Raw genomic sequence first — 15456 nt, 5'->3', positions numbered from 1 at the left:
GCCGCCGGTCAGTCCTGCGGGGCGGCCGGCCAGGAGCGCTCGGCGGTGAGGTAGAGCAGCTCGGAGCGGACCCCGCGCTGCCCGGCCAGGTCGCGCAGGATGACCTCCTGGCGCAGCTGCTCGGCCTCGGGGTCGAACCAACAGCCCGTCAGGTGCTTGAGCCAGGGCTCGATCCCCAGTGCGTAGACGAAGATCTGCTCGGCGCCGAGCCGCTCGGCGAGCTGGTCGGCGGGCCCGGCGAAAGAGCCCTTCAGGCCGCGCTCCAGGCTGTGCTCGCGGGAGATCGGGGTGTCCAACAGGGGGCCGTAGAGCCAGGTCAGCGGGGCACCGACGCACTCCAGGCCGATGAACAGGGCGTCCACCGGACCGATCTCCTCGGCCACCAGGTCGTAGAGGGCCGGGTCGATCGGCGAGGTGTCGGTGGCGAACAGGAAGCCGCGGCCGCCGAGCCGGACCATCGGCACCATCTTGGCGCGGATGTCGAGCTCGCCGTGCTCGCCGAGGAAGGGCAGCGCGGTGATGGTGGCCGGGCCGGCCTGCAGGCTCTGCATGTCGGCGAGTTCGACCACGTTGCGGAAGCCGAAGTGCTCCAGCATCGAGCGCAGGCCGATGTCGGCCAGGCTGCCGCCGGAGGACTGCGGCACCACGATGGTGCCGATCCGCCGCCGCAGCTGGAGCAGGGTCTCCAGCGAGAAGTGGTCGGAGTGGCCGTGGCTGAGCACCACGACGTCGATGGTCTCCGGCAGGTCGGCGATGGTGAAGTGGCCCTCGAAGCCGTCTCCGTCGTAGCCGACGGTCGGGTCGGTCATCACCGTGAAGCCGCCGAAGTCCAGCAGCACCGAGGCGTGGCCGAAGTACTGCATCCGCACCTCGCCGGTCCGGTTGGGTACGTAGCGCCGGGGTTCCTGCTCGGTGAACAGGCGGCGGAAGTCCACCCGGGCCTCCTCGTCCAGGCCGAACTTCTCCGCCAGCTCCGCCACGTCCACCGGCTCCAGCCGGGCCGCGAACAGCTCGTCCAGCAGCTCGGAGGCGAACGGCACCTCCAGGTCGGTACGGCCGGGAGCGGGCAGGATCGGCGAACTGTAGATGAAGGGCTGCGCCTGGTCGTGGCGCTCCATCAGGGAAACCGTCTGGGCGTGTGGTTCGGTCGCCGGGGTGCGGTAGAGCAGACTCTCGAAGAACCGCAGTCCGGCGTTGTTGGCCGTATCGTAGACCAGCTCGGTGACCCCGCGCAGAGCGAGCGGCAGGTCCTGGTAGAGCGGGGCGAGCGCGCGGCCGTCGCCGTTCTTGGCCAGCGTGGCGCGCATGGTGTCGATGTCCTCGGCCATCCGGATCCGGGCCTCGCCCTCGGCCAGGGTGCGCTCCAGCAGGTCGGCGACGCCCTGCTGGCCGGCCGGGCCCGGGTCGATGAACGGGGCGCCGAACATGTTCGGGTCGGCCAGCGCCCGGGCGTGCTGCTCGGGGCTCTCCAGGTAGCGGCGCAGGGCCGGCAGGTGGCGCTTGACGAGGTTGAGCGCGCCGGTGTGGGGCGCGGCCACGAACGGTACCGCGTACCAGCGGTGGACCAGTGGCTGCACGACGGTGGCCGGCGAGAGGTAGGCACGCATGCGGGGTCTCCATCCGTGCCGCGGAGGCACGTTCGAACGTGACGGTCGGGTGGCGGCGCCCACTCTGGCCCGGGGGGCGGGCGGGACACATGGGGGGCCGGCTCCCAGATTCCGGGCACCGGTCCGGACGGAATCTGGGTGCGCTCCCCCCATGTGCGGGGGCGGCGGCGCTGGGAGTGTTGCCGGCGCCGCCCCACCCGACGAACGAGAGCGAGGGGACCCATGACCGCGGTCCACCGGCCCGACACCGCCGTGATCGTGGACGGTTACTCCACGGGCGCCTTCCTCCCTCCGGTCTTCGCGGCCCTCGGGGTCGAGGTGGTCCACGTGCAGAGCACCCCCGAGCCGATGCCGACGATGCTCCAGCCGGACCCGGCCGCCTACCGGGACTGGTACGTGCTCTCCGGCGAGGACGGGCTGCCGGACACGGTGGCCGCGCTCGCCGCGCTGGCCCCCGTCGCGGTGCTGGCCGGCCAGGAGCCCGGGGTGCCGCTGGCGGACCGGCTGGGTGAGCTGCTCGGGCTGGCGGGCAACGGTTCCACGCTCTCCGCCGCGCGCCGCGACAAGTACCGGATGATCGAGACCCTGCGGGCCGCCGGGCTGCGCTGCGCCCGGCAGTCGAAGGGCTCCGACCCCGAGGAGCTGGCCGCCTGGGCGGCCGCCGAGGGCGGCTTCCCGGCCGTCGTCAAGCCGCTCAGCTCGGCCTCCACCGACCACGTCTACGTCTGCCGCACCACCGAGGAGGTGGCGGCCGCGGCCCGCCGGGTGCTGGCCGCGACCGACATCTTCGGCAGCCGCAACACCGAGGCGCTGGCCCAGTCCTTCCTGGCGGGCACCGAGTACATCGTGGACACCGTCGGGGTCGGCGGCGAGCACTACGTCTGCGGGGTCTGGGAGTACGAGAAGACCGAGCTGCCCTCCGGCCGGAGGATCTACGACCGGGACGTGCTGCTGGACCCGCGGGCCGAGCCGGTGCCGGAGCTGATCGCCTACGTGCTGGACGTGTTGCGGGCGCTGGGCATCGAGCACGGCCCGGCCCACGCCGAGGTGATGATGACCCCGCAGGGCCCGGCCCTGGTCGAGATCGGCGCCCGGCTGAACGGCAACATGAATCCGGGCTTCCACGACGTCTGCCTGGGCACCAACCAGGCCCACCTGACCGCGCTCGCGTACATCCGCCCGCAGGAGTTCCTGGACCGCTACGCCGGCCGGGTCTACACCAAGCGCCGCGAGGCCGTGGTGCACAACACCCGGACCGAGCTGGACGGTGAGGTCACCGCGGTCGACCAGGCGGTGGTCGACAGGATCGCCGCACTGGAGACGGTCCACCTGGTCGGCGTCAAGCTCGCCCCGGGCAAGCGGCTGCGCCCCACCACGGACCTGCTGACCAGCCCGCTGCGGATCTTCATGACCGGCTCCGACGCGGAGTCGCTGCGGGCCGATCACCGGACCATCCAGACCCTGAAGGACAGGGTCTACCAGCTGGCCGGGCCCCCGGCCGAGGCGTGACGACGCACCCCCCGCAAACACCCGAGGAGAGGTCAGCCACCGTATGGACGCCGAACGACGGCCAACCGTCCTGCTGTTGGGCACCGACAAGTACGTGATGCAGGCCTGTGTGCGCAACGGCGTCGACGCCGTGGTGATCTGGGGCTCCACCGCCTACGACTACGGCATCGTCCCGGTCCCCGAGCAGTTCACGGTACTCCGGGTCGACGACCAGACCAGCGCCGAGGCCGTCCTGACGGCCCTTCACCGGGCCGGCCTGGCCGGCCGGGAGTTCGACGCGGTGCTCACCTCGGACGAGTGGGCCATGGTGACGGCCGGCATGGTCGCCGAGCACCTCGGCTGCCGCGGCATCGACCCCGTCACCGCCGCGCACTTCCGCGACAAGTCGCTGCAGAAGCGCCGGATCGCCGCGGCCGGACTGCGCACCGCCCGGGTCACGGTGATCGAGGACATCCACGACGTCTCGGCCGTCACCGAGCTGCCCTACCAGCGGGCGGTGCTCAAGCCGATCGCCGGCGCCGCCACCGCCCGCACCTCGGTGGTCACCAGCCTGGCCGACCTGGAGCAGCGCAGCCGCCAGTACCGCAAGGAGAAGACCGCCCAACGCACCTTCGCGCTGGAGGAGTTCGTCGAAGGCGACGAGTGGGTGGCGGACGGCGTGGTGTTCGAGGGCGAGATCGTCTTCCACGCGCTCGGCACCTACGGCGACCCGTGCCTGACCGTGGTCGACCAGGGACTGCCGCTGCGGCTGCGCCGCTTCGACCCGAAGTCCGAAGCCTGGGCCTACGAGCTCGGCGACCCGTTCGTCCGGCGCGCGATCGAGGCGCTCGGCCTGCGCGACGGCGCCTTTCACATGGAGCTGTTCCACCACCCGGAGCATGGGCTGACCTTCGGCGAGTGCGCCTCCCGGCGCGGCGGAGCGCTGATCCACGAGGAGCTCCAGGCCAAGTTCAACGTCCACCTGGGGGCCGCGCAACTGTCCGCCGCGCTCGGCCGCCGGCCCGAACTGACCGTCGTGGAACGGTCGGAGACCATCGGCGGGACCTATCTGCCGGGCCGTCCGGGCACCCTGATCAGCTGCCCCTCGCCGGCCGAACTGCGGGCACAGCCCGGCGTGGAGTTCGCCCGGGTGGAGTTCCCCTTCGGAGGCCGGTTCGCCGACGGCCTGGGCTCCACCAACCAGAAGCTCGGCCAGGTGCTGGTCGCCGCCGACTCGGAGGAGGAGCTGCAAGCGCGGCTGGCGGAGTTGCGCGCGTGGTTCGCCGAGCGCACGGTGGTCGCCCCGTACGGCAGTTCGCTGCGCGAGCTGCGCGCCTGGCAGCGCGAGACCTGGCCGGACCAGGACTACCGGGACGCGCTGTGGGACTGACCGGGAACGCCCAAGCCGTCGAGGAGCGTCGGCTGCGGGGCCCGCTCGCCCGGCTGCTGCCGGAGACCGCCGAGCAGCGTGCGCTGGCGGCCGGGAGTTTCGTGAACTCCCTGGGTGCCGGGATGTTCATGACCAGCAGCGTGCTCTACTTCACCCGGATCGTCGGCCTGCCGATGGCCCAGGTGGCCGCCGGGCTGTTCTGCGGGGCGATGGCCGGGCTGGCGGCCGGGCTGGTCGCCGGGCGGATCGCCGACCGGTGGGGAGCCCGGGAGACCCAGATCGCGGTGATGCTGATCGGAGCCGCCACCGTGGCCTGCTACCTGGTGGTCCGCACCTTCTGGCCCTACCTGCTGGTCTCGGTCCTGCTCGGCGTGGTCTTCGCCGCCACCAAGTCCAGCCAGGCGCCGCTGGTCCGCAGTTTCGGCGGGGAGAACCCGACGGTCTTCCGGGCCTACCTGCGCTCCTCGACCAATCTGGCCATCGCCCTCGGCGCGCTGATCGCCGGGATCGGCATCCAACTCGACTCCGCCACGGCCTACCTGTGCCTGGTCGGCGGCCGGGCACTGGCCTTCGCGGGCAGCGCGCTCGCGCTGCTCCGACTGCCCCGGCCGGCCCCGCTGCCGGTGCCCCGCGGCAGCCGCCGCTGGGAGGCGCTGCGGGACCGCCCCTACCTGACCGCGACGGTGCTCAACTCGCTGATGTCGCTGCACTACGCGGTGCCGACCTTCCTGCTGCCGCTCTGGATCGTCGACCACACCGAGGCCCCGCGCTGGATGGTCTCCGGCGCGCTGCTGCTCAACACGGTGCTGGTGATCGGCCTTCAGGTGCGGGTCAGCCGCGGGGTGGACGACACCGAGGCGGCGGGCGCCCGGATGCGGTACGCCGGGGCCGCCGTCCTGGCCGGGCTGGTCATGATGGCCGCCGCGAGCGACCGCTCCGCCTGGGTCGCGGTGGCCCTGCTGCTGGCCGCGGTCGCCGTCTACACCTTCGGCGAGCTCTGGCACGCCGCGGCCTCCATGGAGTACTCCTTCGGCCTCGCCGCCCCGCACGCCCAGGGCGAGTACTCCGGGGTCTTCGGCCTCGGCGCGGGCGTCGCCGAGGCGCTGGCCCCCGCCGTGATCGGCGCGCTCGCGCTGACCTGGGGACCACCCGGCTTCCTCGCCCTCGGCCTGGGCTTCCTGGCCGTCGGCGCGAGCTGCCGGCCGCTCATCGCCCGCTCCCTGCGCAAGGCCGCCGAAGCGGCGGCCCCGACCACCAGAAAGGCGTGACCGGAGATGACCACCACGACCGATCCGCAGTCGCTCGGCCAGGACATGCTGGAGCTCGTCCCCGGCCTGCACTTCGACCACCGGGAAATCCTGAAGGCCTACCAGCAGACGGTGGACCGGGTGCCGGTCACCGACCCGGAGAACCCGGAGCACCGGCTGCGCCGCCTCGGTCTGACCCACCGCGCCGACGCGGCCGACCCCTGGCACGACGCCGGCACCGGTCAGTTCAACCAGCAGACCGGTGAGAAGCACTTCGAGGAGTCCGAATTCTCGTTTTTCAACGAGGAGTTGAAGGACACCTACTTCCACCACCTGTATCAGAGCCTGCCGTTCCGGGTCGGCCGGATGCGCCTGGTGCCGCTGCACCCGGGCGAGATCTACCACATGCACACCGACGCCTCCCGGGTGGCGCACGTCGCGATCACCAGCAACGAGGACAGCCGGCTGCTGTTCCGCACCGGCCACACCTACCACGTGCCGACCGACGGCCGGGTGCACCTGCTCAACACCAGGCTGCACCACTCCGCCTACAACGCCGGCAGCACCACCCGGATCCACCTGACCATGACCAAGGTCGAGTAGCCCCGGTCGCCGCCCCACCCCGCCACCGCACCCCACCGATCAGCAGGGAGCCCGCATGACCGCCCAGGAGCCGACCGCGCAGGGCCGCCGCCCGGTCGTGGTGCTCGTCGACGGCTACACCACCGGCAACTACCTGCCGCCGGCCTTCGCCCGCAAGGGCGCGGACGTCGTCCACGTGCAGAGCACTGCCGAATTGATGACCACGATGCTCGCCCCGGACCTCAGCGCCTACCTGGCGAACCTGGTCTGCGACTCCCCCGAGGAGACCGCCCGGCAGCTGGCCGAGTACCGGCCGGTCGCCGTGGTGGCCGGCCAGGAACCCGGTGTGCCCCTGACCGACCGGCTCTCCGAACTGCTCGGGCTGCCCACCAACGGCACCGCTCGGTCGGCCGCCCGCCGGGACAAGTACGAGATGACCGAGGCGCTCCGGCGGGCCGGGGTCCGCTGCGCCGAGCAGTTCAAGAGCGGCCGCCCCGAAGAGCTGGCCGAGTGGGCCGAGCAGCGCGGCCGGTACCCCGTGGTGGTGAAGCCGCTGACCTCGGCGGCCGCCGACGGCGTGGCGATCTGCCGGGACGCGGCCGAGGTCCGCAAGGCGGCCGAGGCCGTCCTCGCCGCCCGCACCGTCTTCGACGAGCCGAACCTCGAAGTCCTCGTCCAGTCCTACCTGGTGGGCGAGGAGTACGTGATCGACACGGTCTCCTGCCAGGGCCGGCGCTACACCTGCGGGGTCTGGCAGTACCGCAAGAAGCTGATCGGCACCCACAACATCTACGACCACGAGCTTGTCCTGGACCACCAGGACCCGCGGGTGGCCGAGTTGATCGCCTACACGGACACCGCGTTGCGGGCGCTCGGCATCGTCTTCGGACCGACCCATGCCGAGGTCATCATCACCGCCGACGGTCCGGCCCTGGTCGAGGTCGGCGCCCGGCTGGCCGGCGGGATGAACCCCGCTTACCACGACGAGTGTCTCGGAGCGAACCAGGCCGACCTGACCGCGCTGGCCGCCGTCCGCCCGGAGGAGTTCCTGGAGCGGTACGCGGGCCGGCACTTCCGCAAGCTGCGGGAGGCCTGGCTCTACACCACGCCCACCGAACTCGACGGTGTGGTGGACAGCCTGGACCAGGACGTGCTGGCCGAGATCGAGGGCCTGGAGACCGTCCTGGGCCTCAACGTGAAGATCAAGGAGGGCGGCCGGATCCGGCCGACCGTCGACCTCTACACCAGCAGCCTGCGGATCTTCATGGCGGGCGACTCCGCCGCGCAGGTGGAGCGCGACTACCTCCACATCCAGCGGATCAAGGACCAGGTCTTCCTACTGCGCTGACTTTACATCAACCCCTTATCACAACGCGGGAGTTCTCCAGCATGACCACCACCGAAGACACTCCGCCGCAGCTGCTCCTGGTCGGCGGCGCCGCGCCGAACCCGCTCAGCGTCGACGTGGCCGTGCAGGCCCTGGCCCAGGCCCGGGCCCGCGGTCTGCGCACCCACGTCACCAACCAGGAGGCCACCGTGGCCGCCACCCCGGAGGTGGCCGAGGCCGCCGACGCGGCGAGCGCGGTCGACTTCGAGGACGCGGCGGGCAGCGCCAAGTGGGCGGCTGTCCGGCGCGATGAGGGCGAGCGCTTCGACGTGGCCCTCGCGGTCCGCGAGATGGCCCAGGTGGCGGCGGCCGAGGTCGCCGCCGAGCTCGGCGCCGTCGGCAACCCGCCGGAGGCGGTCCGCCGGATCCGCACCAAGGACGCCTGCCGGGCCGCGCTGGCCGCGGCCGGCTTCCCGCAGCCGGCCGTGCGGCTGTGCGCCGACGAGCCCGAGGCCCGGGCCTTCCTCGCGGAGAGCACCGGCCCCTGGGTGGTCAAGCCCCGGAACGCGATGGGCAGCCAGGGCGTCAGCCGTGTGGACGACCCGGACGGCCTGGCGGACGCGATCGAGCTGCTGCCGAGCCAGGACCCGTTCCTGGTCGAGGAGTTCGTGGACGGCCCGGAGTTCAGCGTGGAGGGCCTGTTCCTCGGCGCGGTGCCCACCGTGCTGGCGGTGACCGCGAAGGAGAAGCTCCCGCCGCCGTTCTTCGTCGAGGTCGCCCACGTCCTGCCCGCCCCGCTGCCGGAGGCGGACCGGGCGGAGATCGACCAGCAGGTCCGTGCCGCGCTGACCGCGCTCGGCATGCGGTTCGGCGCCTTCCACGTCGAACTCTGGCTCACCGCACGGGGCGTGGTTCTGGGAGAGGTGCACGGACGGGTCGGCGGCGGCTGGATCCACACCATGCTGCCCTACGTCTTCCCCGGCCTGGAGCTCTTCGGCCTCGTCCTGGACGACGCGCTCGGCCGCCCGGCCGAGCTGCCGGCCGCCTCCTCCCGGGCGGCGGCCAGCCGCTTCCTGGCGCCTGCGCCCGGACGACTGGTCGCGGTCGAGGGCTGGGAGGAGGTGCTGGCGCACCCCGGTCTGCTCTACGCCGAACTGACCGTGCGGCCGGGGGACGTGATCAACCCGTTCCGCTCCGGCCAGGACCGGGTGGGCGCGGTCGTGGTCGGCGCGGAGAGCCCGGCAGAGGCCGAGCGGCTGGCCCGGGAGCTGGCCGCCTCGGTCCGCTTCGTCACCGAGGAGCCGTCCGGCGCGGAGTACCCCGAGGAGGTCGGGGCATGACCGGCACCACCACCGGCACCACCGTCCGGGCCGGCCTCCAGGCCGACGTGGCGGTGATCCCCCATCAGCTGGACCGCCCGTTCCAGATCTCGCACATGACCATCGCCACCGTCGACCGGGTCCGGCTCCGGCTGATCGGCTCCTGCGGCCGGCTCCGCGGCGAGGGCGAGATCGCCGCGGACCTCGGCTACGGCCAGGACGGTCCGGCCATCGCGGCTGAAGCCCGTTTGCTGGCGGGCGAGTTGACCAGGGTGCGCGGCACCGAGACGCCCGACCGGCTCAGCGAGCTGCTGGCCGGCGCGGCCTCGGCGTTCAGCGCTCCGGCCCGGATGCTGGTCGAGATGGCCTTCCTGGACCGGGCCGCCCGGACCGTCGGGCTGCCGGTCTGGCGACTGCTCGACCTGCCCGAGCCCGGTCCGGTCCGGCTGATGCACACCGTCCCGATCGGCGAGGAGGTCCCGGCCGCCCGGCCGGTGAAGATCAAGCTCGGCGGCTCCCGGGACCAGGAGGTGCTCCGCGGCCTGGTCGGCGTGGACGGCCCGGTGGTGCTGGACGTCAACCGGGGCTGGGGGCGCGCCGAATGGGAGGAGTTGCGCCCGCTGGTGCAGCAGGTCGCGCCCACCGTCCTGGAGGACCCGGTGAGCGATGACGCGCTGCTCCCGGAGGTGCGCGCCGCCCTGCCCGGCACCACCGTCCTGCTGGACGAGGGCATCGACGGCCGGGCCGCGGTGGAGCGCGCCGCGCTCACCGCCGACGGCGCCAACATCAAGCTGATGCGCTTCGGCGGCCTGCTGCCCGGCCTGGACGCGCTGCACCACCTCGCCGCCCGGGGCACGGCCCGGATGCTCGGCTGCTTCCTGGAGCCGCCCCGGTCGATCGCCTACGCGGCGCAGCTGGCCGGCCTGTGCGACTGGACCGACCTCGACGGGCACTTCTGGCTCTGCGACGACCCGCCGGTGCTCGGCTACCACCTCGACAGCTCCCGCCCCGGCATTCCCGGCATCCGGTACTGACGCCTCCCCGGCGCCGTCCACCGCACCGAACACACGAGGAGTCAGCGCACCATGCAGCACGTCACCGAGCCTCTGCCGTACGGCACGTGGAACTCTCCGGTGGAGGCGGCGGAGGCCGCGCAGGGCGAGGCCCTGCTCGAATGGGCCGGTTTCGTCGGCGAGGAGGTGTGGTGGACGGAGACCCGTCCACAGGAGGGCGGGCGCAGTGCGCTGACCCGCCGCACCGCCGACGGCCCGGCCCCCGCCCTGCCGCCCGGCTGGGACGTCCGCAGCCGGGTGATCGAGTACGGCGGCCGTCCCTGGCTGGCGCTGTCCGGCCGGGCCGAGGACGGCGTCGTCTTCACCCACTGGGACGACCAGCGGGTCTACCGCTGGCGCCCGGGCGCCGACCCGGTGCCGCTGAGCCCCGTCGGGGCCTGGGCCGCCGAGCTGCGCTACGCCGACTTCGCGGTCCGCAGCGAGGAGGTCTGGTGCCTGCGGGAGACCGTCGCCGACGCCGAGGGCACCTCGGTGGTCCGGCACCTGGTCGCGCTGCCGCTGGACGGCCGGGCCGCCGACGACCCCGCGGCCGTCCGGGTCCTGGCGGGCGGCCACGACTTCCTCTCCGGCCCGCGGGTCGAGCCGGGCGGCCACCGGGTCGCCTGGCTCGGCTGGAACCACCCGGCAATGCCCTGGGACACCACCGAGCTGATGGTGGCCGGGATCGAACCGGACGGCAGCCTGGCCGAGCCGGTCCGGGTGGCCGGCGGGGACGGCGAGTCGGTCACCCAGACCGACTGGGCGGCCACCGGCTCCGGCGCCCTCTACGCCGTCACCGACCCGGACGGCTGGTGGAACGTGCACGAGCTCGGGCCGGACGGCGGGCGGCGCAACCTCTGCGCCCGGCCCGAGGAGTTCGGCGAGGCACTGTGGCGGATCGGCCTGCGCTGGTGCCTGCCGCTGCTGGACGGCCGGCTCGCGGTGGTGCACGGCACCAGCGGCCGTCGGCTGGGCCTCCTCTCCCCGGACGGGCGGCTCGACGACCTGGAGACCCCGTACACCGAGTGGTTCTTCCCGGCCACCGACGGCCGCCGGATCGCGGCCGTCGCGGCCGGCCCGCGGCAGGGCCGCACCGTGGTGCTGATCGACCCGGCCGGCGGCGGCACCGAGATCCTCCGCGAGCCGTCCGCCGCCCACCCGGAGTACGCCACCACGCCCTACCGGCGCACTTTCACCGGGCCGGACGGCGAGCCGGTGCACGCCCACGTCTACCCCCCGTACCACCCGGAGCACACCGGGCCGGACGGCGAGCTGCCGCCCTGCCTGATCCTCGCCCACGGCGGGCCGACCAGCCGCAGCCACCTTGTGCTGAACCAGGAGATCAGCTACTTCACCAGCCGGGGCTTCGGCGTGGTCGACGTCCAGTACGGCGGCTCCACCGGCTTCGGACGGGCGTACCGGGAACGGCTGCGGGAATCCTGGGGCGTGGTCGACGTGCGTGACTGCGCCACGGTGGCCCGCGCGCTGGCCGCCGAGGGCCTGGCCGATCCGGACCGGCTGGCGATCCGCGGCGGCAGCGCCGGCGGCTGGACGGCCACCGCCTCGCTGGCGGCCGAGCCCGGCCTGTACCGGGCGGCCGGCATCTACTACCCCGTGCTGGACGCCGAACAGTGGCGCACCCGGGGCACCCACGACTTCGAGTCGCGGTACCTGGAGAGCCTGATCGGCGCCTGGCCGCAGCAGCGCGCCCGCTACGCCGAGCGCTCGCCGGTCGAGGGGGCCGGCCGGATCCGCGCCCCGTTCGTCCTGCTCCAGGGCCTGCGGGACACCGTCTGCCCGCCGGCCCAGGCCGAGCGGCTGCTCGCGCTGCTCAAGGACTCCGCGGTGCCGCACAGCTACCTCACCTTCGAGACCGAGGGACACGGCTTCCGGCTCGCCGACACCGTGATCCGCTCCCTGGAGGCCGAACTCGCGCTCTACACCTCGGCCTTCGGTCTTGCCCCGTGAACGCCCGCCCGTCCCCGGACGTCCCCACCGACACCTCCACGCAGAGGAACACGACATGCCCTCAGAACGATCCTCGACCGGGCGGACGGACCGCTCCGGTCCCGGCCGCCCGGACCTCGACGACCTCGACTTCGACCGGCTGGCACCGCCGATCAGACGAGGTCTCAAATCCCTGACCCGACTGGACAACCACCACGCGCTCCTGGCGATCGCCTTCGAGTACGGCCTGGTCGCGCTCTGTGTCACCGCCTGCGTCGCGGGCTCCTACTGGGCCTATCCCGTCGCGGTGGTCCTGATCGGCTCGTCCCAGCGCTTCCTCGCCCACTTCCTGCACGAGTCGGCCCACAAGAGCCTGGCCCGGAACCGGATTCTCAACCTGGTGGCCGGCACCGCCCTCTCCGGCTACCTGGTCGGCCAGCTGTACGGCCCGTACCGCAGCTCGCACGTCGGCCGGCACCACCGCCGCCTCGGCGAGGCGGACGCCGACCCGGACTACCGCTTCCACCTCGAGTGCGGGCTCTACGACCCGAACCGGAGCGACCGCGGCTTCCTGGTCCGCGAGGTGCTGCTCTCGCTGCTGGGGCTGCGCACCGTGGACTACCTGCGCTACCTGGTCCGGGACCGGGTGTGGGCCCGGGAGTCGGACCTGACGGTCTCGGTGCCGGTGCCGCTCCGAACCGAGCAGCGGCTGTTCCTGCTCCAGTGGGCCGCCGTGTTCGGCCTCTGCGGCTGGCTCGGGGTGCTGCCCGAGTTGCTGCTGTTCTGGTTCGTCCCGCTGCTGACCAGCAACATCGCGATCGGCTGGCTCTCCGAACTGGCCGAGCACTACCCGCTGCCGGAGAGCGAGTCCACCCGGGTGCTGCTGACCCGCAACCGGCACGGCCGGGCCCTGGAGACCTTCCTGCTCAGCCGGCACGGCGACCGCTTCCACCTGGTCCACCACCTCAACGCGGGCATCCCGTTCTGGAACCTGCACCGGGCCCACCGACTGCTGCTGGACGACCCGGCGTACGCCGGCTGGGACGGCATGTGGGCGGGGGTGCTCAGCCGTCCCCGCTCCCGGCGCGGCAAGGAGACGGTGATCAGCTATGCGGCCAAGTACCGCACCTGGCGCCGGAACGGCGGTGACCCGACCACCGCGGACCGCACCTTCGCCCAGTCGATGATGCTCGCCGCCGGGCAGGTCACCGTCACCGTCCCCCAGCAGTCCGAACCGACCACCGCGAGGCCCTGATGACCGAGGCATCCGTCACCGTCACGACGCCCGCCGGCGACACCGCCACCACGCCCGACCGGGACGCGGGCCTGGGCCTGCGGCTGCTTGCCGCCGACGAGCGCTGCCGGCGCGCCTTCGCCGAGCCCGGCTCGCTGCTGCGTCAGATCGCCTACCCGGCGGCCCGGCGCTATCTGGTCGCCGACGACCTGACCGGGCTGCTCCCCCGGCTCGACCTGCTCCGGACCCGCGGGTACCGGGTGTCGGCCGAGTACGTCGGCGAGGAGATCCGGGACGAGGCCGAGATCGAGCAGGTGGTCCAGGCGTACCTGACCCTGCTCGCCGCCGACGTCGGACCGCTCCAGCTCGGCTTCGACCTCTCCAGCGTCGGCCTGCTGGTCTCCCGCGGCCTGGCCGTGCGGAACACCTCACGGATCCTCACCGCGGCGGCCGCGCACGGCAGCGAGGTGGTGCTCTCGATGGAGCGCTCGGAGCTGGTGGACGAGATCGTCCCGGTCTTCGCCGAGCTGGCCTCCGCCCACCACAACGTCGGCATCACCGTCCAGGCCCACCTGCACCGCACCGAGCGGGACCTGCCCGGCCTGGTCGCGCTCGGCCGCAAGATCCGGCTGGTCAAGGGCGTCTATGCGGAGGCCCCGGAGACCGCCCTCGGCCGTGGCCCCGAACTCGACGAGCGCTACCTCGAGTTCGCCGAGTACGCCCTCGGCGAAGGCGCCCGGCTCGCCCTGGCGACCCAGCACGCCGAGCTGCTGGCCACCGCCGAGCAGCGCGGGCTGCTGGCCGGGGCCGAGGAGATCGAGATGCTGCACGGGGTCCGCCCCGCACTGCTCCGGCACTACCGGGAAGCCGGCTACCCCTGCCGGGTCTACACGACCTATGGCCAAAGCTGGTGGCTGCACCTGCTGCACCGCCTGGCCGAGCACCCCGCCATGGCCCTGCGCGCTCTGGCCGATCTCGCCGATCCCTCCGCCACGGCCTTCGGCACCGACTACTGACGGGGCGTCATCCATGACCGGACAGCTGATCCACCTCAACACGGCCGGGGCCGGCCTGATGCCCGAAGCGGTCTCCACCGCGATGGCCGACTGCCTGGCCCGGGAGGCGGCCACCGGCGGCTACGAGACCGAGCTGCACCACGACGAGATCCTCCAGCACGACGTCTACCGGCGGCTCGGCCGGGTCGTCGGCGCCGAGGCCCGGGACCTCGCGGTCTTCGACAGCGCCACCCGCGCCTGGTGGCGGGTGGTCTCCCGGCTCGGCCTCGGCCCGAAGGACCTGATCTGGGTCACCCCGTACGAGTACGCGGGCAGCCTGATCGGGTACTTCAACCTGCGCGACCGAACCGGCTGCACGATCGAGACCATCCCACTGCGCCCCGACGGGGACCTCGACCTGGACTGGATGGCGGCCAACATCTCCGACCGGGTCGCCCTGGTCTCGGTCACCCACGTGCCCTCCGGCTGCGGGATCGTCAATCCGGTCGCCGAGATCGGCCGGCTCCTCGCCCCCTACCGCGCCTGGTACGCGGTGGACGCCTGCCAGGCCGTCGGGCAACTGCCGCTGGACGTGGACGCGATCGGCTGTGACCTGCTCACCGGGGCCGGGCGGAAGTTCCTCTGCGGACCGCGTGGAAGCGGCTTCGCCTACACCACACCGGAGTTGCGGGCCGCGTTGCTGCCCGACTTCACCGACCTGCACGTGGCCCGGGTCAGCTCGCCGACCGCCGTCACGGTGCACGAGGAGAGCGCCCGCACCCTGGAGTTGGGCGAGCGCAGCACGGCCGTGGTGCTCGGGCTGCACGCCGCGCTCGGCCACCACCTCGAACTCGCACGGGAGGGAAGGGCGTTCCCCCTGAAGGGCGTCATCGAGGCGCTGCACGCCTGCGTCACAGGGCTGCCCGGCGCCGAGCCGCTGAGCCCGGGGACGGAGCAGTCGGGCATCCTCTCCTTCCGGCACGGCACCCTGCCGGCCGAGCGTGTCCGGGACGGGCTGGCGGCCCACGGCATCAATGCCTGGAAGATCGCAGGCGACCACACCCCGCTCTACCTCTCGGCCCGGGGCGTCGACACCGCGGTGCGGCTCTCGGTGCACCACTACAACACGCTCGAGGACGTGGAGGCGCTCGACCGGGCCCTCCACGACCTCCGGTGATCCGCCCCTCCGCCCGCCCGTCGGGAGGGTGGCGGCCGGACGGTCCCGATGGGCATGCGTGCGCATGTTGATCAGGGAAGCCACCGTCCCG

At 73.1% G+C, this 15456-nt stretch carries 12 protein-coding genes; 11 read left to right on the top strand and 1 reads right to left on the bottom strand.

What is annotated here, in order from left to right; translation table 11 throughout:
* Nucleotides 1-8: 8 nt before the first annotated feature.
* Entirely contained in the window at nucleotides 9-1607 is a 1599-nt protein-coding gene (locus ACZ8ZB_RS33360; RefSeq protein ID WP_470741295.1) for an MBL fold metallo-hydrolase, read from the bottom strand.
* Between the two features lie 222 nt (nucleotides 1608-1829).
* Between ACZ8ZB_RS33360 and ACZ8ZB_RS33355 the strand changes: the two genes are divergently transcribed.
* The 11 genes from ACZ8ZB_RS33355 to ACZ8ZB_RS33305 are packed head-to-tail and all read left to right on the top strand — an operon-like array spanning nucleotide 1830 to nucleotide 15365.
* The gene (locus ACZ8ZB_RS33355) at nucleotides 1830-3116 is read left to right on the top strand and encodes an ATP-grasp domain-containing protein (RefSeq protein WP_470741294.1); all 1287 of its coding nucleotides are present in this window, start codon (nucleotides 1830-1832) and stop codon (nucleotides 3114-3116) included.
* 43 nt (nucleotides 3117-3159) lie between these two features.
* The gene (locus ACZ8ZB_RS33350) at nucleotides 3160-4485 is read left to right on the top strand and encodes a hypothetical protein (RefSeq protein ID WP_470741293.1); all 1326 of its coding nucleotides are present in this window, start codon (nucleotides 3160-3162) and stop codon (nucleotides 4483-4485) included.
* Nucleotides 4476-5753, top strand: coding sequence for an MFS transporter (locus ACZ8ZB_RS33345; protein WP_470741292.1), 1278 nt, complete (start codon nucleotides 4476-4478; stop codon nucleotides 5751-5753). Before ACZ8ZB_RS33350 ends, ACZ8ZB_RS33345 begins: the two co-directional genes overlap by 10 nt.
* Before the next feature lie 6 nt (nucleotides 5754-5759).
* Complete coding sequence (locus ACZ8ZB_RS33340) at nucleotides 5760-6335, top strand: hypothetical protein (RefSeq protein ID WP_470741291.1); 576 nt, start codon at nucleotides 5760-5762, stop codon at nucleotides 6333-6335.
* A gap of 55 nt (nucleotides 6336-6390) precedes the next feature.
* The gene (locus ACZ8ZB_RS33335) at nucleotides 6391-7662 is read left to right on the top strand and encodes an ATP-grasp domain-containing protein (RefSeq protein WP_470741290.1); all 1272 of its coding nucleotides are present in this window, start codon (nucleotides 6391-6393) and stop codon (nucleotides 7660-7662) included.
* A 41-nt stretch (nucleotides 7663-7703) separates the two neighbouring features.
* Complete coding sequence (locus ACZ8ZB_RS33330) at nucleotides 7704-8981, top strand: ATP-grasp domain-containing protein (RefSeq protein WP_470741289.1); 1278 nt, start codon at nucleotides 7704-7706, stop codon at nucleotides 8979-8981.
* Nucleotides 8978-9994 carry an enolase C-terminal domain-like protein gene (locus ACZ8ZB_RS33325; RefSeq protein ID WP_470741288.1) on the top strand — a complete coding sequence of 339 codons (1017 nt, stop codon included), beginning with the start codon at nucleotides 8978-8980 and terminating at the stop codon, nucleotides 9992-9994. The genes ACZ8ZB_RS33330 and ACZ8ZB_RS33325 overlap by 4 nt, the downstream gene beginning before the upstream one ends.
* Nucleotides 9995-10045: 51 nt before the next feature.
* Nucleotides 10046-11980, top strand: a complete 1935-nt coding sequence (locus tag ACZ8ZB_RS33320; protein WP_470741287.1) for a S9 family peptidase — start codon at nucleotides 10046-10048, stop codon at nucleotides 11978-11980.
* Nucleotides 11981-12035: 55 nt separating this feature from the next.
* Entirely contained in the window at nucleotides 12036-13214 is a 1179-nt protein-coding gene (locus ACZ8ZB_RS33315; protein ID WP_470741286.1) for a fatty acid desaturase, read from the top strand.
* Nucleotides 13214-14209, top strand: coding sequence for a proline dehydrogenase family protein (locus ACZ8ZB_RS33310; RefSeq protein ID WP_470741285.1), 996 nt, complete (start codon nucleotides 13214-13216; stop codon nucleotides 14207-14209). The genes ACZ8ZB_RS33315 and ACZ8ZB_RS33310 overlap by 1 nt, the downstream gene beginning before the upstream one ends.
* Before the next feature lie 13 nt (nucleotides 14210-14222).
* Nucleotides 14223-15365, top strand: coding sequence for an aminotransferase class V-fold PLP-dependent enzyme (locus tag ACZ8ZB_RS33305; RefSeq protein ID WP_470741284.1), 1143 nt, complete (start codon nucleotides 14223-14225; stop codon nucleotides 15363-15365).
* Nucleotides 15366-15456: the final 91 nt, after the last annotated feature.

Source organism: Streptomyces sp. 12E, from assembly GCF_055633275.1.
The sequence above is the reverse complement of the archived record's forward strand: the minus strand, read 5'-3'. Positions and strand labels throughout refer to the sequence as shown.

What these genes read in the sequence shown, in the direction of transcription:
- ACZ8ZB_RS33360 (WP_470741295.1), bottom strand. Translation starts at nt 1,607, where the DNA reads ATGCGTGCCTACCTCTCGCCGGCCACCGTCGTGCAGCCACTGGTCCAC.
- ACZ8ZB_RS33355 (WP_470741294.1), top strand. Translation starts at nt 1,830, where the DNA reads ATGACCGCGGTCCACCGGCCCGACACCGCCGTGATCGTGGACGGTTAC.
- ACZ8ZB_RS33350 (WP_470741293.1), top strand. Translation starts at nt 3,160, where the DNA reads ATGGACGCCGAACGACGGCCAACCGTCCTGCTGTTGGGCACCGACAAG.
- ACZ8ZB_RS33340 (WP_470741291.1), top strand. Translation starts at nt 5,760, where the DNA reads ATGACCACCACGACCGATCCGCAGTCGCTCGGCCAGGACATGCTGGAG.
- ACZ8ZB_RS33335 (WP_470741290.1), top strand. Translation starts at nt 6,391, where the DNA reads ATGACCGCCCAGGAGCCGACCGCGCAGGGCCGCCGCCCGGTCGTGGTG.
- ACZ8ZB_RS33330 (WP_470741289.1), top strand. Translation starts at nt 7,704, where the DNA reads ATGACCACCACCGAAGACACTCCGCCGCAGCTGCTCCTGGTCGGCGGC.
- ACZ8ZB_RS33325 (WP_470741288.1), top strand. Translation starts at nt 8,978, where the DNA reads ATGACCGGCACCACCACCGGCACCACCGTCCGGGCCGGCCTCCAGGCC.
- ACZ8ZB_RS33320 (WP_470741287.1), top strand. Translation starts at nt 10,046, where the DNA reads ATGCAGCACGTCACCGAGCCTCTGCCGTACGGCACGTGGAACTCTCCG.
- ACZ8ZB_RS33315 (WP_470741286.1), top strand. Translation starts at nt 12,036, where the DNA reads ATGCCCTCAGAACGATCCTCGACCGGGCGGACGGACCGCTCCGGTCCC.
- ACZ8ZB_RS33310 (WP_470741285.1), top strand. Translation starts at nt 13,214, where the DNA reads ATGACCGAGGCATCCGTCACCGTCACGACGCCCGCCGGCGACACCGCC.
- ACZ8ZB_RS33305 (WP_470741284.1), top strand. Translation starts at nt 14,223, where the DNA reads ATGACCGGACAGCTGATCCACCTCAACACGGCCGGGGCCGGCCTGATG.